We start from the raw sequence: 19,530 nt of genomic DNA, 5'->3' as shown, positions 1-19,530 counted from the left end.
AGCGCCGAACGAAGTCGGTGGGTTACGCTTCGCTGCCCCCCTACGAAATCCGCCCCGCAAACAGCGCCCGCTCGCGCTCCACGATCTCGCCGATGTAGTCCGCGACCGCACGGATCCGCGCGAGATCCTTGCTGTCGGCGTGCATCAGCATCCAGAACGTCCTGGTGATCGAAACCTCCTCAGGCAGCACCGCCATGAGCTGCGGATAATCGCTCGCCATGAAGTGCGGCAGCACGGCGATGCCGAAGCCTGAGAGCGTGGCGTTGAGCTGCGCGATCAGATTGGCGCTGCGGAAGCGGGCCGAGATGCGCGGCGACACCTGCGGCAGGTAGTCGAGCTCGGGCGTGAACAGCAGTTCCTCGATGTAGCCGACGAAACGGTGCTGCGGCAGATCCTGCCGCGAGGCGATCCTTGGGAAGCGGTCGAGATAGGCGGGGGCGGCATAAAGCCCGAGGCGGTAGTCGAGCAGCTTGCGGCCGACGATGCGGCCTTCCTTCGGCATGGTCAGGCTGATGGCGATGTCGGCCTCGCGTTTGGAGAGACTGAACAGCCGCGCGGTGGCCACAAGTTGCAGATCGAGATCGGGATAGCGGTCGACGAAGGGGGCGAGCCTCGGCGCCAGGAAGGCGGTGCCGAAGCCATCAGGCGCGCCAATCCGTACCGTGCCCGTCAGCCGCGCCACGGAGCCGCCGACCTGCTCCTGATTGGCGACGATGGTGGATTCCATCGCCTCGGCGCTGTCGGCCACCCGCTGACCGGATTCGGTGAGGAGGTAGCCGGTCTTGCGCCGGTCAAACAGCTTGGCCGAGAGGTGCCTCTCCAGCCGGTCCACACGCCGGATCACGGTGGCATGGTCGACCCCGAGCTGTTTGGCCGCAGCCGACACCGAGCCGCCCCGCACGATGGCCAGCACGAAGCGAAAGTCGTCCCAGTCGATAGCGCCTTGATCCAGCATTTTCGCACATCTATGGTGCATTATCTCAGACTTGAATCCCAATAAATGCAGGTCGATAGGATTTGTCAAAGCCAACAGGCTGGCCTCAAGGAGATCATCCATGCGTTCAATCGGACATTTCATCGGCGGCAAGGAAATCAAGGGCACCTCGGGCCGCACCGCCGACGTTTTCGAGCCGATGACCGGTGACGTCCAGGCCAAGGTCGCGCTGGCGTCCAAGGCCGAGGTTCGCGCCGCCGTCGAGAACGCCCGCGCCGCACAGCCCGAATGGGCCGCGACCAACCCGCAACGCCGCGCCCGCGTCATGATGAAATTTCTCGAGCTGGTGCAGCGCGACTACGACAAGCTCGCCGAGCTGCTCGCGCGCGAGCACGGCAAGACCGTGCCCGACGCCAAGGGCGACATCCAGCGCGGCCTCGAAGTCGCCGAGTTCGCCTGCGGCATTCCGCATCTGATGAAGGGCGAGTACACCGAAGGGGCCGGCCCCGGCATCGACATCTATTCCATGCGCCAGCCGCTCGGCGTCGTCGCCGGCATCACGCCGTTCAATTTTCCGGCGATGATTCCGATGTGGAAGTTTGCCCCCGCGATCGCCTGCGGCAACGCCTTCATCCTCAAGCCGTCCGAGCGCGATCCCGGCGTGCCGATGCTGCTCGCCCAATTGATGATGGAAGCGGGCCTGCCGGCCGGCATCCTCAACGTCGTCAACGGCGACAAGGAAGCGGTCGACGCCATCCTCGACGACCCAGACATCAAGGCCATCGGCTTCGTCGGCTCCACGCCGATCGCGCAGTACATCTACGAGCGCGCCGCCCAGACCGGCAAGCGTTGCCAGTGCTTCGGTGGCGCCAAGAATCACGCCATCATCATGCCTGATGCCGATATGGACCAGGCCGTCGACGCGCTGATCGGCGCCGGCTACGGCTCGGCCGGCGAGCGCTGCATGGCCGTCTCCGTTGCGGTGCCCGTCGGCAAGTCCACCGCCGACCGCCTGATGGACAAGCTGATCCCGCGCGTCGAGTCCTTGAAGATCGGCACCTCGATCGATCCGTCGGCCGATTACGGTCCGCTGGTGACGCGCGAGGCGGTCGAGAAGGTCAAGAGCTACATCGACATCGGCATCAAGGAAGGTGCGACGCTCGCCGTCGACGGCCGTGGCTTCAAGATGCAGGGGTACGAGAACGGCTTCTATCTCGGCGGTTCGCTGTTCGACAACGTCACCAAGGACATGCGGATCTACAAGGAAGAGATCTTTGGGCCCGTGCTCTCGGTCGTGCGCGCGCACGACTACAAGGAAGCCCTGGCGCTGCCGTCCGAGCATGATTACGGCAACGGCGTTGCCATCTTCACCCGCGACGGCGACGCCGCGCGCGACTTCGCGGCCAAGGTAAATGTCGGCATGGTCGGCATCAACGTGCCGATCCCGGTGCCGATCGCCTACTACACCTTCGGTGGCTGGAAGAAGTCGGGTTTTGGCGATCTCAACCAGCACGGCCCGGATTCGGTCCGCTTCTACACCAAGACCAAGACGGTGACCTCGCGCTGGCCGTCCGGCGTCAAGGAAGGTGCGGAGTTCTCGATCCCGCTGATGAAGTAGGGCTGTTGTCCAGCCCGTCATTGCGGGCGTAGCGAAGCAATCCAGAATCTTTCCGCATAGACAGTCTGGATTGCTTCGTCGCTTGCAGTGCAAAATTGCTCCGCAATTTTGTCACGAGCTCCTCGCAATGACGAGGAAGGTGAGGAGCCCAGCATGCAGTTCGCTCTGAACGAGGATCAGGTCGCGGTTCGCGACATGGCGTTGGCGTTTGCGGCAGAAAAGATCGCGCCGCACGCGCTACGCTGGGACGAGGAGAAGCATTTTCCCGTCGACGTGATGCGCGAGGCGGCCGCTCTCGGTATGGGCGGCATCTACATTCGCGACGATGTCGGCGGCTCCGCGATGTCGCGGTTCGACGCGGCGCTGATCTTCGAGGCGCTGGCGACGGGCTGTCCGACCACCTCGGCCTTCATCTCCATCCACAACATGGCGAGCTGGATGATCGATGCCTTCGGCAGCGACACCCAGCGCCATCAATGGTTGCCAAAACTCTGCGCGATGGAGCTGATCGCAAGCTACTGCCTGACCGAGCCGGGCGCCGGCTCGGATGCGGCTGCGCTGCGCACCCGCGCCGTGCGCGAGGGCGATCACTATGTTCTCAACGGCCAGAAACAGTTCATTTCCGGCGCCGGGGGCACTGATCTCCTGGTCGCGATGGTACGCACCGGCGGCGATGGTCCCGGCGGCATCTCGACGCTCGTCATCGACGGCAAGACGCCAGGCGTTTCCTTCGGCGCCAATGAGCGCAAGATGGGCTGGAACGCACAGCCGACCCGCGCCGTGATGTTCGAAAACGCCCGCGTTCCGGTTGCGAACCGGCTGAGCGAGGAAGGCGTCGGCTTCAAGATAGCGATGGCCGGCCTCGACGGCGGCCGCCTCAACATTACCGCGTGCTCGCTCGGCGGCGCACAGACCGCACTCGACAAGGCGCGCGCCTACATGAAGGAGCGCAAGGCCTTTGGAAAGCGTCTGGACGAGTTCCAGGCGTTGCAGTTCAAGCTCGCCGATATGGCGATCGAGCTTGAGGCCGCGCGCACCTTCCTGTGGCGTGCCGCGGCTGCATTGGATCGCAAGGACCCCGACGCCACCATGCTCTGTGCGATGGCAAAGCGGTTCGGTACCGATGTCGGCTTCGAGGTCGCCAACCATGCGCTTCAGCTGCACGGTGGCTACGGTTACCTCAGCGAATACGGCATCGAGAAGATCGTGCGCGATCTGCGCGTGCACCAGATTCTCGAGGGCACCAACGAAATCATGCGGCTCATCGTGGCGCGCAAGTTGATCGAGGGCGCGCGATGAATGCAGTGGAAGAGGGGGACCTCATCGTTCGCCGCGAGGGCGCGGCCGGCGTGATTCGCCTCAACCGCCCCAAGGCAATCAACGCGATGACGCTGGAGATGTCTGAGGGCATCGACGCCGCGCTCGACAAGTTCGAGACCGACTCTGACGTTGCAGTCGTCATCCTGGAAGGTGCGGGCGACCGCGGGCTCTGCGCCGGCGGCGACATTCGCGGTCTCTGGGAGAACTCGCGCGAAGGCGGCGATCTCGGCGCGCGGTTCTGGCGGCAGGAATACGTCATGAATGCGCGGATCGCGAAGTATCCGAAGCCGTATGTCGCATTCATGGATGGTCTCGTGATGGGCGGCGGCGTCGGGCTGTCGGGCCATGCCAGTCATCGTATCGTCACCGATCGCACCAAGCTGGCGATGCCCGAAGTCGGGCTCGGCTTCTTCCCTGACGTCGGTGGCACCTGGCTGTTGTCGCGCGCGCCCGGCGAGATCGGCACTTATTTCGGCCTGACTGGCCAGACCATGAACGGGCCCGACGCGATTCACGCAAAGTTCGCCGACGCCGTGGTGCCGGCTGCCAAATGGCCGGAATTGCGCGAGGCGCTGACCAAGGTTCGCGGCGGCGTCACCGCGGCCGAGGCCAGCAAGCTGATCAACGGTTTTGCGACGGGCGAGACCGCGGGTCCGGTCGCTGCGAGGGAACCTGTTATCGACGCATTGTTCGGCTTCGACCGAATGGAAGACATCTTCGCTGCGCTCAAGCGTGACGGCTCGGAGTTCGCGCTGGCGACGCTGAAGACGCTCAACGAAAAATCCCCGCGTGGCATGGTGGTGACGCTGAAGTTGCTGCGGCTGGCGCGCACCGCCTCGAGCCTGGAAGAATGCCTTGTGCGCGAATATCGCGCCGCGCTTGAAGTCTTCCGCAGCGACGATTTCCGCGAGGGCGTGCGTGCGGCCGTGATCGACAAAGACCGCAATCCGACCTGGTCGCCGCCGCGGATCGAGGACGTGACGCCGGCGATGCTGGCGCCGTATCTCGCCGAAATCGGCGCCAACGAGCTAAAGTTCAACTAGTCAACGATTGAAGCGGAGGAAACGACAATGGCCACGATCGCATTCATCGGTCTCGGCAATATGGGCGGCCCGATGGCTGCCAATCTGGTCAAGGCCGGCCACAAGGTGGTGGCCTTCGACCTCGTCGAGGCTTCCCGCAATCAGGCCAAGGCCGATGGCGCCAACATTGCCGACAGCGCGACCGGAGCGGTGAAGGGCGCCGAAATCGTCGTCACCATGCTCCCCGCAGGCAAGCACGTGCTGGGCGTCTGGAACGAGGTCGTGCCTGCTATGACCAAGGGCACCCTGATCATCGATAGCTCCACCATCGACGTCGAGAGCGCGAGGGCCGCGCATGCGCTGGCCGCCAAGAACGGCGTGCTCTCGGTCGACGCGCCGGTCTCCGGGGGCACCGGCGGCGCCAAGGGCGCGAGCCTGACCTTCATGTGCGGCGGCGAGGAAGCCGCATTCGCGGCGGCAAAGCCCGTGCTGGAGAAGATGGGCAAGAAGATCGTGCATTGCGGCGGGGCCGGAGCGGGCCAGGCGGCCAAAATCTGCAACAACATGATCCTCGGCATCTCCATGATCGCGGTGAGCGAAGCCTTTGCGCTGGCTGAAAAGCTCGGCCTCTCGCATCAGGCGCTGTTTGATGTCGCCTCGACCTCGTCGGGCCAGTGCTGGTCGCTGACGACCTATTGCCCGGTTCCGGGCCCGGTGCCGACCTCGCCGGCCAACAACGACTACAAGCCGGGCTTCGCCTCGGCGCTGATGGTGAAGGACCTGACCCTGGCACAGGATGCCGCGAAAGCCGCAGGCGCGGCGACGCCGCTCGGCAAGCATGCGCAGGAGATCTATCAGTCTTTCGACGCAGCCGGCCAGGGCGGGGTGGATTTTTCCGGAATTATCAAGCACGTTAGGGGACTAGCCGGGAAAACTTGATGACGACATTTCAGGACGCGCGCGCGTTTCTTCTCGCACACCGCACGGATTACGAGACCGCGGTCAGGGATTTCCGCTGGCCCGATCCCGAACCCTTCAACTGGGCGCTCGACTGGTTCGACGCCGAGCTGGCGGCGAATGCGGAGAGCAAGGATCGGCCCGCGCTCTGGATTGTCGATGCCGCCCAGGACAAGCAGACGAAGCTGTCTTTCGCCGCGCTCTCGAAGCGCTCCAACCAGGTTGCCAATTTCCTCCGCGCGCAGGGCTTGAGGCGCGGCGATCATCTCCTGCTGCTGCTCGGCAATGTGGTTCCGCTGTGGGAGATCATGCTGGCGGCGATCAAGCTCGGCGTCGTCGTGATTCCCGCGACCACGCTGCTCACTGCCGATGAGCTGCGCGACCGGCTCGATCGCGGCAAGGCAAAGGCGGTCGTGGCCGCGCAGGACCAGGTCGCCAAGTTCGCCAGCCTCGGCGTTGACGGTGTGGTGCGTATCGTCGTGGGCGAGGCGTCCGATGGTTGGCTTGCCTATGACGAGGCGGCAAAAGCTTCGGAGAGTTTTGCAGCCGACGGCCCGACCAATGCCGACGACCCGATGCTGCTCTATTTCACCTCGGGCACGACGGCAAAGCCAAAGCTCGTTCGCCACAGTCAGCGCAGCTATCCCGTCGGCCATCTCTCCACCATGTACTGGATCGGGCTGAAGCCCGGCGACGTCCATCTCAACATCTCCTCGCCCGGCTGGGCCAAGCACGCCTGGAGCTGCTTCTTCGCGCCCTGGAATGCGGGCGCGACGGTGTTTGTGGTCAATCAGTCGCGCTTCGACGCCAAAGGCCTGCTCGCCACCATCGGCCGTTGCGGCGTCACCACGCTGTGCGCGCCGCCGACGGTGTGGCGGCTGTTCATCCAGGAGAATTTGGCTTCGTTCAAGGTGGCCTTGCGCGAGGTCTGCGGCGCTGGCGAGCCGCTCAATCCCGAAGTGATCGACCAGGTGCAGGCCGCCTGGGGGCTCACGATTCGCGATGGCTATGGCCAGACCGAAACCACGGCACTTGCCGGCAACTCGCCCGGGCAGAAGATCAAGGTCGGCTCGATGGGCCGGCCGTTGCCGGGTTACCGCGTGCAGGTCAGCGACGCGGACGGCCATCCGGCCAAGGAGGGCGAGGTGGCGTTGCTGCTCGGTGCCAACAGGCCCGCCGGCCTGATGCAGGGCTATCAGGGCGACGACGGCAAGCTGTCGGGCGCCGAAGGCGAGCTCTATCGCAGCGGCGACGTCGTCTTCGCCGACGAGGACGGCTATCTCACCTTCGTCGGCCGCTCCGACGATGTCTTCAAATCCTCCGACTATCGGATCAGCCCGTTCGAACTCGAAAGCGTGCTGCTCGAGCATGAGCTCGTGGCCGAAGCCGCGGTGGTGCCGAGCCCGGATCCTATCAGGCTCGCGATCCCCAAGGCCTTCGTGCTGCTGACCTCGGGCGCCGAGCGGACGCCGGAGACGGCGCTGTCGATCTTCAAGCACCTGCACACGCGGCTTGCGCCGTTCAAGCGCATCCGGCGGCTCGAAATCGTCACCGAGCTGCCGAAGACGATCTCTGGCAAAATCCGCCGGGTGCAGCTACGACGGCTCGAACGCGACAATGATCGCGACGATCCGCTGCGCGGCCGGGAATTCCGTGAGGAGGATTTTCCGGAGCTGCCGAAGACAAGAAGTGAGACCTGAGTGAACGAAATCTGGAAGAAACCGCCGATCACGCTGGAGGCCTATCAGGCCATGGTCGGCAAGGAGATCGGCGTATCGTCCTGGCACCTGATCGACCAGCCCCGCATCGACACCTATGCCGATGTGACCGAGGACCACCAGTTCATCCATGTCGACTCCGAGAGGGCGAAGCAGGAGACCGCGTTCGGCACCACCATCGCGCACGGCTTTTTGACGATGTCGATGTTGTCGGTGATGTCCTATGAGGTGATGCCGGCGATCGCGGGCACCACGATGGGCGTCAATTACGGCTTCGACAAGCTGCGCTTCATCTCGCCGGTCCGCTCGGGCAAGCGCGTTCGCGGCCGTTTCGTGCTGGCGGAAGCCAAGCTGCGCAAGCCGAACGAGTTGCAGTCCCGTACCAATGTGACGGTAGAGATCGAGGGCGAGGACAAGCCCGCACTGGTCGCCGACTGGCTTGGGTTGATCTATTTCGCGTAAGTCGAGCCGTGTTGGCCGGGCTTGACCCAGCCATGCATCGCTGCTCAAAAGCTGACCAAATCGCGCGGTGTCACCCTCTCCCCTTGTGGGAGAGGGTGGCTTCGCGGAACGCGAAGCCGGGTGAGGGGTATCTCTCCACGAACTCGGCTGCCGAGAGATATCCCTCATCCGGCGCTTGTGCGCCACCTTCTCCCGAAAGGGGAGAAGGACGAAGAAGCAGGAAGCACACTCATGGCAATCAGGTTCGACGGACGCGTCGCCATCGTCACCGGCGCGGGCAATGGTCTCGGCAAGGCGCACGCGTTGGGTCTTGCGAGCCGCGGCGCGAAAGTCGTGGTCAACGATTTCGGCGGCGCGCGTGACGGCACGGGCGCCTCGCTCTCGCCGGCCGAAGCCGTGGTCGAGGAGATCCGCAAAGCCGGCGGCACCGCGATGGCTGACGGCGCCGACGTCTCCAATTTCGAGCAGGTCACCGCCGTGGTCGAGCGCGCCACCAAGGAGTGGGGCAGCGTCGACATCATGTGCGCCAATGCCGGCATTTTGCGCGACAAGTCGTTCGGCAAGATGGAAGCCGCCGATTTCCAGAAGGTGCTCGACGTGCATCTCGTCGGCACCTTCTATTGCTGCAAGGCGGTGTGGGCCGGCATGCGCGACCGCAATTACGGGCGCATCGTGCTGACGACCTCGTCCTCCGGCCTCTACGGCAATTTCGGCCAGGCCAATTACGGCGCGGCCAAGTCAGGCATGGTCGGTTTGATGAACGTGCTTGCGGAAGAGGGCCGCAAGAACAACATCCGCGTCAACATCATCTCGCCGACGGCCGCGACCCGCATGACCGAAGAGCTGTTGCCGCCGCAGGCGCTGCAACTGATGAAACCGAATGCGATCACGCCCGCGGTCGAGTACATGCTGAGCGAGGACGCGCCGACCCGCACCATCATGGGCGCCGGTGCAGGCTCGTTCGCCGTGATCAAGATCGTCGAGAGCGAAGGCATCAACCTGCCGGAGTCGGACTGGACCCCGGACGCGATCGCTGCGCATTTCGCTGAGATCAGCGACATGTCCAAGGCCAAGGCACTCGCCGGTGCGTTCGAGCAGACGCAAAAGTACGTCGCGCAGGCCGCAGCACGGGCGGGGATCAAGCTGTAGCTCCCTGTCATTCCGGGGCGATGCGAAGCATCGAGCCCGGAATCCATCGTGCGACAGAACATGCGGCCCAATGGATTCCGGGCTCGCGCCAAGCGGCGCGCCCCGGAATGACGAGCCTTTTTTTGGCGCGAGAATTTGACCTAAACTCCCATCATGACCGCAATTACCAACCAAGTCGCCGTCATCGGGGCCGGTCCCGCCGGGCTGATGGCGGCGGAGGTGCTGGCGCAGGGTGGCGCCAGCGTCATCGTCTACGATGCCATGCCGTCGGCGGGCCGCAAATTTTTGATGGCCGGCCGGGGCGGGCTCAATCTGACCCACAGCGAGCCGCTGGCGGACTTCCTTTCGCGCTACCGCGAGGCGATGCCGCACTTGCGCGCTGCGGTCGAGGCGTTTCCGCCCGATGCATTGCGTGACTGGAGCGCCGAACTTGGACAGCTGACCTTCGTTGGCAGTAGCGGGCGGGTGTTTCCGAAAACGTTCAAGGCCTCGCCTTTGCTGCGTGCCTGGCTGCGCCGGCTCGATGCGGCGGGCGTGCAGTTTGTTTTCCGCCATCGCTGGATCGGATGGGACGAGAAGGGGCGGCTCCTGTTCCAAACTTCCAACGGCCCGCGTGCTATTGCGGCCAGTGCAACAGTGCTTGCGCTTGGCGGTGCGAGCTGGCCGCGGCTCGGCTCGGATGGCGCATGGGGCGATTTGCTGGTAGCCAAAGGCATTGCCATCTCAAAACTTCGGCCGGCCAACTCCGGTTTCACCGTCGCCTGGTCCGACGTCTTCCGCGATCGTTTCGAGGGCCAGCCTCTCAAGGGCGCGACCTTTACGATCGGCCGGCATACCGTGCGCGGCGAAGCCATGATCACCCGCGGCGGCATCGAAGGCGGCGCGATCTACGCGCTGTCGGCGGAGCTGCGCGAAGCCGTGCTGGGGATCGGGCACGCAACACTGACGATCGCGCTGCGGCCTGATCTCGACCAGGGGACGCTGACCACGCGACTGTCAGGCACGCGCGGCAAACAGTCGCTCGCAAATTTCCTGCGCAAGGCGGCGCAAGTGTCGCCGGTTGGCATCGGCCTGATGCAGGAGGCGGTCATCGCCTCCGGTCGGCCGCTGGCGGCGTTCTCGCCGACAGAGCTCGCGCTTCTGATCAACGCGATTCCGGTCGAGCTCACGGGTATTGCGCCGATCGATCGCGCCATTTCCACCGCAGGCGGGATTGCCTTCGAAGAACTCGACAACCACTTCATGCTGCGCAAGCTGCCCGGCGTGTTCGCCTCCGGCGAGATGCTGGATTGGGAAGCCCCGACCGGTGGCTACCTGCTGCAAGCGTCGTTCGCGACGGGGGCGGCGGCGGGCAGGGGTGTATTGGCGTGGCTAAGACACTAACCGCCGTCATTGCGAGCACAGCGAAGCAATCCAGACTGCCTCCGCGGAGGTAGTCTGGATTGCTTCAAGGGCTCCTCGCAATGACGGCCGTGGAAGCGGTCGGACCTACCTTAGCTTCCCCCGCGCCGCGACCGGCAGCGTGCCGATGATCTCGTCGCCGCGCACCATCAAGACCTCGTCCATCATGTTGACGACGACACAGACGTGGTTCGGCACGATCCGGACGACGTCGCCGACATTGGGCCGCGTGTTGCTGCGGGAAAGATCGAGGAAACCGTGCTCCTCGGCGAATTTTGCGATCTTGGCTTCGGGATGCTCTAGGATCAGGCCGTGGCCGTCGAGCCCGCCGGTGTCCGATGTCAGCGTCTTCGAGCCGGCATCGAGAATGCCCCGCTCGGGCGCCGCACGGCTCACCACGGTCGAGTAGATGTGCAGCGCGCAGTCGTCCCAGGTGGCGACACCGGCCGCGACCTGCATGCGATCGTTGTAGATGTAGGTGCCGAAGCGGTGCTCGGTGCCGCCTTTGAGCTTGCCGATGTTGACGAGGTTCGGCGTGCCGCCGGTCGAGACGATTTTTGCGTCGAGCCCGTGCGCGCGCACGCCGGCCAGCGCCTCGTCGTAGAATTTCTGCGCGTCCGCCCAGCCTGTTTCGGTCGGATACAGCATGAAGCCGGCGAACGCGAGCCCCTTGGACGCGGCGATCTCGCGCGCCAGCGCGATCGCCTCCGCCGGCGTCTCGACGCCCGCGCGCTTGCGACCCGTGTCGCATTCGACCACGACCGAGAGCGGACGGCCCGAAGCCTCGGCGGCCTTCGGCAAGCCCGCGACGACCGTGGAGTTGTCTGCGGCAACCGTCATCCTGGTCTTGGCATTGAGCGCGCCGAGCCGCGCCATCTTCTCTTCGCCCAGGAGATTGTAGCTGATCAGGATGTCGTCGATGCCGGCATTGGCCATGATCTCGGCCTCGCCGATCTTCTGGCAGGTGATGCCCTTGGCGCCGGCCGCGACCTGCATCCTCGCGATGGTCGGGTTCTTGTGCGTCTTGATGTGCGGGCGGTTGGCGACGCCGGCGTCGTCGCAAGCCTTCTGGATCCGCGCAATGTTGCGCTCCACCTTGTCCATGTCGATGACGGCACAGGGCGTGCCATATTCGCGGGCAATCTTTGCAGCAAGGGTCGTTGTCATGAGTTAAGCCTGCTCTATTTCTTCGCGAAGCATTTCAAGTTCGAGCCAGCGCTCTTCGGCGGCGGACAGTTCTTCATGCGCCCTGGCGATCGCGGCCGACGTATCGTCGAATGTCTTGCGATCCCTGGCGTAGAGATTTGGATCGTCGAGCACGCGTTGCAGCCTGGCGATATCGGCGTGCAACGTTTCCATCTTCTTCGGCAGCGTTTCCAGCGCGTGCTTTTCGTTGAAGCTCAGCTTCCGCTTCGGCGTGGAGGCGGGAGCAACGACACGCTCCTCTTTCTTTTCCGCGGGCGCCTGCGTCTTGATCGTCTCGCGCTTGAGATCGGCGCCACGCTGCGCCAGCATGTCGCTGTAGCCGCCGGCATATTCGATCCACTTGCCGTTACCTTCGGGCGCGATCACTGACGTGACAACGCGGTCGAGGAAGTCGCGGTCATGGCTAATCAGGATGACCGTGCCCTCATAGTCGCCGAGCATCTCCTCGAGCACGTCGAGCGTCTCGAGGTCGAGATCGTTGGTCGGCTCGTCCAGCACCAAGAGGTTTGAAGGCTTGGCGAGCGCGCGCGCCAGCATCAGCCGGCCGCGCTCGCCGCCCGAGAGCACCTCCAGCGGCGTGCCGCGCTGCTCCTGCGCGAACAGAAAATCCTTCATGTAGCCGACCACGTGCTTCGGCTTGCCGCCGACCATGACGTGATCGCCGCGGCCACCGGTCAGCGCTTCCGCCAGCGTCGATTTGGGATCGAGGCTTTCGCGGTGCTGGTCGAGCGTTGCCATTTCCAGATTGGCGCCGAGCCGCACGGTGCCGGAATCCGGCTGTATGCCGCCCGTCAGCAGATTGACCAGCGTGGTCTTGCCGGCGCCGTTCGGGCCGATGATGCCGAGCCGGTCGCCGCGCTGGATACGGGTCGAGAAATTGTCGACGATGATGCGATCGCCATAGGCCTTGCTGATGCCCTTGGCCTCGATCACCAGCTTGCCGGAGGCTTCCGCTTCGCTAGCTGCGAGACTCGCGGTGCCGGCGGTGCCGCGATAGTTGCGGCGTTGGTCGCGCAGGGCATGCAGGTTGGAGAGCCGCTTGACGTTGCGCTTGCGCCGTCCGGAGACGCCGTGGCGCAGCCAGTGCTCCTCGTCGACGATCTTGCGGTCGAGCTTGTGCTGGTCGCGCTCTTCTTCCGCCAGCACCTCGTCGCGCCAGGTCTCGAACGAGGCGAAGCCGCGGTCGATCTGCTTGATCTTGCCGCGGTCGAGCCAGGCGGTGGAGCGCGACAGATTGGTGAGGAAGCGGCGGTCGTGGCTGATGATGACGAGCGCACTGCGCCGGGAATCGAGCTCCTTCTCCAGCCATTCGATGGTTGAGAGATCGAGGTGGTTGGTCGGCTCGTCCAGCAGCAGGATATCGGGCGAGGGCGCCAGCACGCGCGCCAGTGCCGCGCGACGGGCCTCGCCGCCGGAGGCGTTCGCCGGGTTCTCGTCTCCGGTGAGTCCAAGCTGCTCGACCAGATAACGTGCCTGGTAGGGATCGTCGCCAGGCGCGAGACCGGCCTCGACATAGGCCAGCAGGGTCTTGTGCTCGCCGAAGTCGGGCTCCTGCGGCAGATAGCGCACGGTGGCGCCGGGCTGAACGAAGCGCGTGCCGCCGTCGGGTTCGACCAGCCCGGCTGCGATCTTCAACAGCGTCGATTTGCCGGAGCCATTGCGGCCGATCAGGCAAACGCGCTCGGATGGCGCGACATTGAGCTCGACGCCCGACAGCAACGGCGTGCCGCCGAAGGTCAGCTTGATGTCTTTCAATTGGATCAGCGGCGGCGCCATGGTCAGCTCTGGCTCGTCGCGGCCGCGTCGGCGCGGCGGCGCTGGATCCGGCGCAGCGTCTGGTCGAGCGCCGAGAGGAAAGCAGAACGGTCGCGCGGGGAGAACGAGCGCGGGCCGCCGGTGACTTCGCCGGCCGAGCGCAGATCCGTCATCAGATTGCGCACCGCCAGCGTCATCCCGATCGACTCTTCCGTGAACGGCTTGCCGTTCGGCGCGATCACATCGGCGCCGGCCTTCACGCAACGGCTCGCCAGCGGAATGTCCGAGGTGATGACGACGTCGCCGGGCCTCGCCCGTTCCGCGATCCAGTCGTCGGCCGCGTCCATGCCGCTACCTGCCGCGATACGCTCGATCAGGGGATCGTGGGGCACGCGGATGAAGTTGCCGGCGACCACGCTCACGGGCACGCCATGGCGAAGCGCGACGCGATAAATCTCGTCCTTCACCGGGCAGGCGTCGGCGTCGACATAGATGCGGGTGGAGGTGTCAGTCATTCGCCGCGTGGTACCCCATTCGGGCCGCAAAGGCGAGGGGATTGACCGGTGTTCCCCGGGGCCTACGATCAGCCAGGAAACAACAAGAATAGTGGGGAAGCCAAGCCATGCCGAACCGGCTCGAAACCTGGCGCGTCGAGGCCTACAACACCGCCAAGCAGTCCGAAAACAAGATGCATGACGACACGGTGGCGCGCCGCTTCGGCTTTTCCGGCGGGCTGGTGCCCGGCGTCGACGTCTTCGCCTACATGATGCACGTGCCGGTGGCGCGCTGGGGCCGCGATTTCCTCTCCCGCGGGCTGGTCGAAGCCCGCTTCATCAAGCCGGTCTATGACGGCGAGACCGCCGATGTCGATGCCACCGAGCACAACGGCCTGCTCACGATCGAGGTGTTCAGTCGTACCGTGCTGTGCGCCACTGGCACAGCCTCGCTGCCGGTGGCAGCGCCCGCGGTGTCATTGGGGGACTATGTCGAGGTGCCTGCGGTTGCCGAGCGTAGGCCGGTCAGCGCCGAGATCTTCGAGGTCGGCAACTGGCTCGGCACGGCGCCGCGCCGCTGGGCCGGTCAGGACGCGACCAACTATCTCGCCGATATCAGGGAGACCGATCCGATCTTTGCGCGCGAGGGACTCGGCCATCCCGGCCTGATCCAGCGCGTGATGAATCGCGTGCTGGTGGATAATACGATATTGGGCCCGTGGATCCATGTCGGCAGCCGCATGCAGCTGTTGTCGCCCGCGCGCACCGGCGACGAGATCGTCGCGCGGGCAAAAGTCACCGCGAACTACGAGAAGAAGGGCCACCGCTTCGTCGAACTCGACGCGCTGGTCGTCGCCAACGGCACGACGCCGCTTGCACGCTGCCAGCACACCGCGATCTACCAGCCGCGCGAGCAGGCGGCGGCTTAGGTGCGGGACGGGGCAATCGCGCCAATCCAAAGACGGTGTCATGCCCCGCGAAGGCGGGGCATCCAGTACGCCGCAGCGTATCGGTCAAACCACTGCGGCCTCGGGATACTGGATCGCCCGCCTTCGCGGGCGATGACAGCTTTGTTGTGGAGGCAGAAGCACAGCCTTAAGCCGCTTTCCCCTTCGCGTCCTGGATCGCGCGCCACACCCGCTCCGGCGTCAACGGCATGTCGATGTGCTTGATGCCGTAGTCCGAGAGTGCGTCGAGCACCGCGTTCACCACCGTCGACAGGCTGCCGGCGCAGCCGGCTTCGCCGCAACCCTTGCTGCCGAGCGGATTGGTCGTGGCCGGCACCGGGTGATCGCCGACCGTCATGTTCGGCACGTCTTCGGCGCGCGGCAGGGCGTAGTCCATCAGCGAGCCCGTGATCGGCTGGCCGCTCTCGTCGTAGCGAACGTGCTCCATCAGCGCTTGTCCAATGCCCTGGACCACGCCGCCATGGAGCTGGCCGGCGACCAGCATCGGGTTGATCACCGTGCCGAAATCGTTCACCGCGCTGTAGCGCACGATCTGCACCACGCCGGTATCAGGGTCGATCTCGACTTCGGCGACATGGCAGCCGTTCGGGAAGGCCGAGGGCACCGGCTCGCTGGTGTGGTCGACATCGAGACTATCGGGCACGCCATCAGGCACCTTGCCGTCATGCAGCTTCTTGGCGAGCTCCATGATGTCGATGCTGCGATCGGTGCCGGCAATGGTGAAGCTGCCGTCGGCGAACTCGATGTCGGCCTCGGCGGCCTCCAGCATGTGCGCGGCGGCGCGCTTGCCCTTCTCGATCACGAGCTTCGAGGCCTCGACGATGGCCATGCCGCTGGCCGTGATCGAGCGCGAGCCGCCGGTGCCGTTGCCGGCGTGGACGATGTCGCTGTCGCCCTGCACGAGCTTCACGCTCTCGAAGGGAACGCCAAGCTGCGCACACAGCACCTGCGCGAACGGCGTGGCGTGGCCCTGGCCGTAATCAAGCGTGCCGGTGATGAGCTGAACGCTGCCGTCGGGATCGAACACGATCTTGCCGAGCTCGGGACTCGGCGGCGCGGTGACCTCGAGATAGGAGCCGACGGCGATGCCGCGCAGCTTGCCGGCCTTCTTGCTGTCCTTCTTGCGCTTGGCAAAATTCTCGTGGTCGGAGATCTCCAGCGCCTTGCTGAACACCGCCTGGAAGTCGCCGCTGTCATAGGTGACGCCTGACGAGGCCGGGAACGGCATCTGGTTCGGCTTGATGAAGTTGCGCTTGCGCAAGGTCAGACGGTTGATGCCCATCTCGTCGGCGGCGCGGTCGATCAGCCGCTCCATATAGTAGTTTGCCTCGGGCCGGCCGGCGCCGCGATAAGCGCCCATCAGCGTGGTGTTGGTCAAAACCGTCTTGATGTCGATCGCCATCAGCGGCGTGCGGTAGACGCTGGAAAAGTTCTTGCCGGTGTTGAGCGAGAGCGGGCTGGGCGCAACGCCGGTGATATAGGCGCCGAGATTGCCGTAGCCGGACAGTTTTGCCGCGAGGAAGTGCCCCTCGGCATCGAGCGCCAGCTCGGCATGGATCTTCTGCGCGCGGCCGTGGCTGTCCGACAGGAAGCTGGTCGAGCGCTCGTCGAGCCACTTCACCGGGCGTCCCAGCGCCTTCGCCGCGTACAGGATGCACATGTATTCGGGATAATTGACGTTCTTCATGCCGAACGAGCCGCCGACATTGGCCGTCAGGATCCGCACCTTGTCGTTCGGCACCTTCAAATTCTTGGCGAGGTTGGCGCGGTTGCCCGCGACGCCCTGCGTCGGCATCTGAATGGTGTAGCGCTCGGTCTTCTTGTCATAGGAGGCAAGGCCGACGCGCGGTTCCATCGACACCACGGCGACGCGGGTGTTCTCGATGTCGACCTTGGTGACATGGGCGGCGCTGGCGAAGGCAGCGTTCACCTTCTCGGCGTCGCCATAGTGATAGTCGAGCGCGACGTTGTTGGGGATGTGATCGTAGAGCTGCGGCGCGCCTGGCTTGGCGGCTTCCTCGGGATCGGTCACCGCTGGCAGCGGCTCGATATCGAGCTCGACGGCCTCGGCCGCATCGCGGGCCTGGGCCAGCGTCTCGGCCACCACGAAGGCGACGGGGTCGCCGACGAAGCGGACCTTGTCGGTGGCCAGCGGATGGCGGTTGGTCTGATGCACGGGCGAGCCGTCGCGACTTTTCAGTGGCAGGCCGCAGGTGAAGGGCCCATAGCCGGCGGCGTTCAGGTCCGTTCCGGTCCAGACCCCCAGCACGCCCGGCATCGCCTTGGCGGCATCAAGGCCGATGCCGCGGATCACGCCATGGGCGTGGGTGGAGCGGACGATCACCGCATGGGCTTGGCCGGGCAGGTTGAAATCGTCGGTATAGCGGCCCTTGCCGCGCACCAGCGTGTCGTCCTCCTTGCGGCGGACGGGCTGCCCGACGCCATATTTTTGCAGTGCAATGGCGTTTTCGAGCGTGGACGATTTGGTGTGTTCTTGCATGGAATTGACCTGAAAAGCCGGCAATCGCGCTTTGGGGGGCGCCTCGAGGACCGGACCGTTCAAAAATAGCCGACGGTCCCGTTCACGACAACGCACGAATGGGCATGGTCCTATGTGATGCGATGTTGCGCATGTCTGCCGCGCTGCTAATGTTTCAGGCGAAAAATCAATTCCGGATCGGCGCTTTAGGGGCCGTGGAAAGACAGTTTGTATGAATGACCACACGCGGCTCCGCGACGGCCATGTAAGCCAACATGGGCCGCACGGTGAGCTGGAGGGGTCGATGGCGGCGGTGGCTTTGGCCACGGAGCCTGCAGTCCCCGCGCAGGCGCCGGGAACCGGCGTCTATGCGGCGCTGGACCTCGGAACCAACAATTGCAGGCTCCTGATCGCCTGTCCGACCCACGACGGCTTTCGCGTGGTCGATTCCTTCTCGCGCATCATCCGGCTGGGCGAGGGCGTCTCGGCCACGGGGTCCATCAGCGAGGCCGCGATCGATCGCGCCATCGCCGCGCTCAGCATTTGCCGGGACAAGATCAACCTGCGCAAGGCCAAGCGGCTGCGGCTGATCGCCACCGAAGCCTGCCGCGCGGCCTCGAATGCGGAAGGTTTTCGCAGCCGCGTCGCGGCGGAGACCGGCATCGAGCTCGAGGTGATCGACCGCGAGACCGAGGCCTCGCTCGCCATGCTCGGCTGCTCGCCGCTGGTCGATCCCAGGGGCCGTGGCGCCATTCTGTTCGACATCGGCGGCGGCTCGACCGAACTGGTGCGGATCGAGCGCGATCCCGCCAATCCGGAACCGCGCATAAAAGCATGGATGTCGATCCCGCTCGGCGTCGTGACGCTGGCGGAGCAATTCGGCGGCCGCGACGTGACGCCGGAGATCTATGCCGCGATGGAGCAGGAGGTCGCCAATCACGTTGCGCCGTTCGCCGCGGAGCATGGCCGCGATCTCAGCGGCATGCATCTGCTCGGCACGTCGGGCACCGTGACGACGCTCGCCGGCATCCATCTCAATCTCGTGCGTTACGACCGCCGCCGCATCGACAGCATCTGGATGAACGACACCGACATCACCGCGACCATCACCAAGCTGCTCGGCATGAGCTACGAGGACCGCGCGAATAACAGCTGTATCAGTGTCGAGCGCGCCGATCTGGTGCTGGCCGGCTGTGCCATCCTCGATGCCATCAGGCACGCGTTCCCGCTGCCGCGCCTGCGCGTCGCCGACCGCGGCCTGCGCGAGGGCATGCTGGTGGAGATGATGCGCGAGGACGGCGCGCTCAGGAGCTGGTGAGATGGCGAAAGACACCACCGGCCGCTTGCACGTTCAGGTCAAGACCGGCGGCAAGCGGAAGCTGTCGTCGAAGCTGTGGCTGGAGCGGCAGCTCAACGATCCCTATGTCGCCAAGGCCAAGGCCGCAGGTTATCGCTCGCGCGCCGCGTTCAAGCTGCTCGAGATCGACGACAAGTTCCGGCTGCTGAAGCCGGGCATGGCGGTGGTCGATCTTGGTGCCGCGCCCGGCGGCTGGAGCCAGATCGCCGCCAAGCGCGTCGGCTCGGTCGACGGCCAGGGCAAGGTCGTCGCGATCGACCTGCTGGAGATGCCTGAGATCCCCGGCGTCGATTTCGCCCAGCTCGATTTCATGGACAACGACGCGCCCGAAAAGCTCACCGCCATGCTGGGCGGCGGCGCCGATGTCGTGATGTCCGACATGGCCGCCAACACCACCGGCCACCGCAAGACCGACCAGCTCCGCATCGTTGGCCTCGTCGAGACGGCGGCTGCCTTTGCGTGTGATGTGCTCAAGCCCGGCGGCACGTTTTTGGCCAAGACGTTCCAGAGCGGCGCCGACGCCGATCTGCTCGCGCAGCTCAAGCGCGATTTCGCGACAGTCCGCCATGTCAAGCCGGCGGCAAGCCGGCAGGATTCCTCCGAGCGTTATGTGCTCGCGACGGGATTTCGCGGCGGGGCATAGACTCTCGCTGTCGTCCCGGCCTGCGCCGGGACCACATCGAGGATATG

General features: G+C 65.1%; 16 protein-coding genes. 11 read left to right on the top strand and 5 right to left on the bottom strand.

Annotated features, from left to right (window positions below):
- Positions 1 to 40: 40 nt before the first annotated feature.
- Complete coding sequence (locus XH91_RS20795) at positions 41 to 955, bottom strand: LysR family transcriptional regulator (RefSeq protein ID WP_128952300.1); 915 nt, start codon at positions 953 to 955, stop codon at positions 41 to 43.
- A gap of 100 nt (positions 956 to 1,055) precedes the next feature.
- Here XH91_RS20795 and XH91_RS20790 point away from each other — a divergent pair, with 100 nt between their 5' ends.
- From XH91_RS20790 to XH91_RS20755, 8 genes are all read left to right on the top strand, one after another.
- A complete protein-coding gene (locus XH91_RS20790; protein WP_128952299.1) occupies positions 1,056 to 2,552 on the top strand; it encodes a CoA-acylating methylmalonate-semialdehyde dehydrogenase in 1,497 nt (498 codons plus the stop codon).
- A 153-nt stretch (positions 2,553 to 2,705) separates the two neighbouring features.
- Entirely contained in the window at positions 2,706 to 3,851 is a 1,146-nt protein-coding gene (locus XH91_RS20785; protein WP_128952298.1) for an isobutyryl-CoA dehydrogenase, read from the top strand.
- Entirely contained in the window at positions 3,848 to 4,915 is a 1,068-nt protein-coding gene (locus tag XH91_RS20780) for an enoyl-CoA hydratase/isomerase family protein (RefSeq protein WP_128952297.1), read from the top strand. The genes XH91_RS20785 and XH91_RS20780 overlap by 4 nt, the downstream gene beginning before the upstream one ends.
- Positions 4,916 to 4,942: 27 nt before the next feature.
- The gene (gene mmsB / locus XH91_RS20775) at positions 4,943 to 5,833 is read left to right on the top strand and encodes a 3-hydroxyisobutyrate dehydrogenase (protein ID WP_128952296.1); all 891 of its coding nucleotides are present in this window, start codon (positions 4,943 to 4,945) and stop codon (positions 5,831 to 5,833) included.
- Positions 5,833 to 7,551, top strand: coding sequence for an AMP-binding protein (locus XH91_RS20770; protein WP_128952295.1), 1,719 nt, complete (start codon positions 5,833 to 5,835; stop codon positions 7,549 to 7,551). Before mmsB ends, XH91_RS20770 begins: the two co-directional genes overlap by 1 nt.
- Positions 7,552 to 8,031, top strand: coding sequence for a MaoC family dehydratase (locus XH91_RS20765; protein ID WP_128952294.1), 480 nt, complete (start codon positions 7,552 to 7,554; stop codon positions 8,029 to 8,031).
- Between the two features lie 231 nt (positions 8,032 to 8,262).
- Entirely contained in the window at positions 8,263 to 9,180 is a 918-nt protein-coding gene (locus XH91_RS20760) for an SDR family NAD(P)-dependent oxidoreductase (protein ID WP_128952293.1), read from the top strand.
- 207 nt (positions 9,181 to 9,387) lie between these two features.
- The gene (locus XH91_RS20755) at positions 9,388 to 10,563 is read left to right on the top strand and encodes a TIGR03862 family flavoprotein (RefSeq protein ID WP_245477160.1); all 1,176 of its coding nucleotides are present in this window, start codon (positions 9,388 to 9,390) and stop codon (positions 10,561 to 10,563) included.
- A gap of 105 nt (positions 10,564 to 10,668) precedes the next feature.
- Here the strand turns inward: XH91_RS20755 and XH91_RS20750 are convergent, their stop codons facing one another.
- Genes XH91_RS20750 through XH91_RS20740 form a run of 3 tightly spaced genes read right to left on the bottom strand, consistent with a single transcriptional unit; the run spans position 10,669 to position 14,057 of the window.
- Complete coding sequence (locus tag XH91_RS20750; RefSeq protein WP_128952291.1) at positions 10,669 to 11,748, bottom strand: D-TA family PLP-dependent enzyme; 1,080 nt, start codon at positions 11,746 to 11,748, stop codon at positions 10,669 to 10,671.
- A 3-nt stretch (positions 11,749 to 11,751) separates the two neighbouring features.
- Positions 11,752 to 13,563: an ABC-F family ATP-binding cassette domain-containing protein gene (locus XH91_RS20745; protein WP_128952290.1), complete on the bottom strand. Its 1,812-nt coding sequence runs from the start codon at positions 13,561 to 13,563 to the stop codon at positions 11,752 to 11,754.
- A 2-nt stretch (positions 13,564 to 13,565) separates the two neighbouring features.
- Positions 13,566 to 14,057 carry a YaiI/YqxD family protein gene (locus tag XH91_RS20740; protein ID WP_128952289.1) on the bottom strand — a complete coding sequence of 164 codons (492 nt, stop codon included), beginning with the start codon at positions 14,055 to 14,057 and terminating at the stop codon, positions 13,566 to 13,568.
- 107 nt (positions 14,058 to 14,164) lie between these two features.
- On the opposite strand from XH91_RS20740, the gene XH91_RS20735 reads away from it, so the two are divergent.
- A complete protein-coding gene (locus XH91_RS20735; RefSeq protein WP_128952288.1) occupies positions 14,165 to 14,965 on the top strand; it encodes a hypothetical protein in 801 nt (266 codons plus the stop codon).
- Positions 14,966 to 15,131: 166 nt separating this feature from the next.
- On the opposite strand, the gene XH91_RS20725 is transcribed toward XH91_RS20735, so the two are convergent.
- The gene (locus XH91_RS20725) at positions 15,132 to 17,504 is read right to left on the bottom strand and encodes a xanthine dehydrogenase family protein molybdopterin-binding subunit (protein WP_128952287.1); all 2,373 of its coding nucleotides are present in this window, start codon (positions 17,502 to 17,504) and stop codon (positions 15,132 to 15,134) included.
- A gap of 211 nt (positions 17,505 to 17,715) precedes the next feature.
- Here XH91_RS20725 and XH91_RS20720 point away from each other — a divergent pair, with 211 nt between their 5' ends.
- Both XH91_RS20720 and XH91_RS20715 read left to right on the top strand, forming a co-directional pair.
- The gene (locus XH91_RS20720; protein ID WP_128952286.1) at positions 17,716 to 18,801 is read left to right on the top strand and encodes a Ppx/GppA phosphatase family protein; all 1,086 of its coding nucleotides are present in this window, start codon (positions 17,716 to 17,718) and stop codon (positions 18,799 to 18,801) included.
- A 1-nt stretch (position 18,802) separates the two neighbouring features.
- Positions 18,803 to 19,483, top strand: a complete 681-nt coding sequence (locus XH91_RS20715; RefSeq protein WP_128952285.1) for an RlmE family RNA methyltransferase — start codon at positions 18,803 to 18,805, stop codon at positions 19,481 to 19,483.
- Positions 19,484 to 19,530: the final 47 nt, after the last annotated feature.

Source organism: Bradyrhizobium guangzhouense (assembly GCF_004114955.1).
Lineage (GTDB): Bacteria > Pseudomonadota > Alphaproteobacteria > Rhizobiales > Xanthobacteraceae > Bradyrhizobium > Bradyrhizobium guangzhouense.
The sequence above is the reverse complement of the archived record's forward strand: the minus strand, read 5'-3'. Positions and strand labels throughout refer to the sequence as shown.

Coding starts and splice junctions, on each gene's coding strand:
- XH91_RS20795 (WP_128952300.1), bottom strand. CDS start 955: ATGCTGGATCAAGGCGCTATCGACTGGGACGACTTTCGCTTCGTGCTG.
- XH91_RS20790 (WP_128952299.1), top strand. CDS start 1,056: ATGCGTTCAATCGGACATTTCATCGGCGGCAAGGAAATCAAGGGCACC.
- XH91_RS20785 (WP_128952298.1), top strand. CDS start 2,706: ATGCAGTTCGCTCTGAACGAGGATCAGGTCGCGGTTCGCGACATGGCG.
- XH91_RS20780 (WP_128952297.1), top strand. CDS start 3,848: ATGAATGCAGTGGAAGAGGGGGACCTCATCGTTCGCCGCGAGGGCGCG.
- mmsB (WP_128952296.1), top strand. CDS start 4,943: ATGGCCACGATCGCATTCATCGGTCTCGGCAATATGGGCGGCCCGATG.
- XH91_RS20770 (WP_128952295.1), top strand. CDS start 5,833: ATGACGACATTTCAGGACGCGCGCGCGTTTCTTCTCGCACACCGCACG.
- XH91_RS20760 (WP_128952293.1), top strand. CDS start 8,263: ATGGCAATCAGGTTCGACGGACGCGTCGCCATCGTCACCGGCGCGGGC.
- XH91_RS20755 (WP_245477160.1), top strand. CDS start 9,388: ATGGCGGCGGAGGTGCTGGCGCAGGGTGGCGCCAGCGTCATCGTCTAC.
- XH91_RS20750 (WP_128952291.1), bottom strand. CDS start 11,748: ATGACAACGACCCTTGCTGCAAAGATTGCCCGCGAATATGGCACGCCC.
- XH91_RS20745 (WP_128952290.1), bottom strand. CDS start 13,563: ATGGCGCCGCCGCTGATCCAATTGAAAGACATCAAGCTGACCTTCGGC.
- XH91_RS20740 (WP_128952289.1), bottom strand. CDS start 14,057: ATGACTGACACCTCCACCCGCATCTATGTCGACGCCGACGCCTGCCCG.
- XH91_RS20735 (WP_128952288.1), top strand. CDS start 14,165: ATGCCGAACCGGCTCGAAACCTGGCGCGTCGAGGCCTACAACACCGCC.
- XH91_RS20725 (WP_128952287.1), bottom strand. CDS start 17,504: ATGCAAGAACACACCAAATCGTCCACGCTCGAAAACGCCATTGCACTG.
- XH91_RS20720 (WP_128952286.1), top strand. CDS start 17,716: ATGAATGACCACACGCGGCTCCGCGACGGCCATGTAAGCCAACATGGG.
- XH91_RS20715 (WP_128952285.1), top strand. CDS start 18,803: ATGGCGAAAGACACCACCGGCCGCTTGCACGTTCAGGTCAAGACCGGC.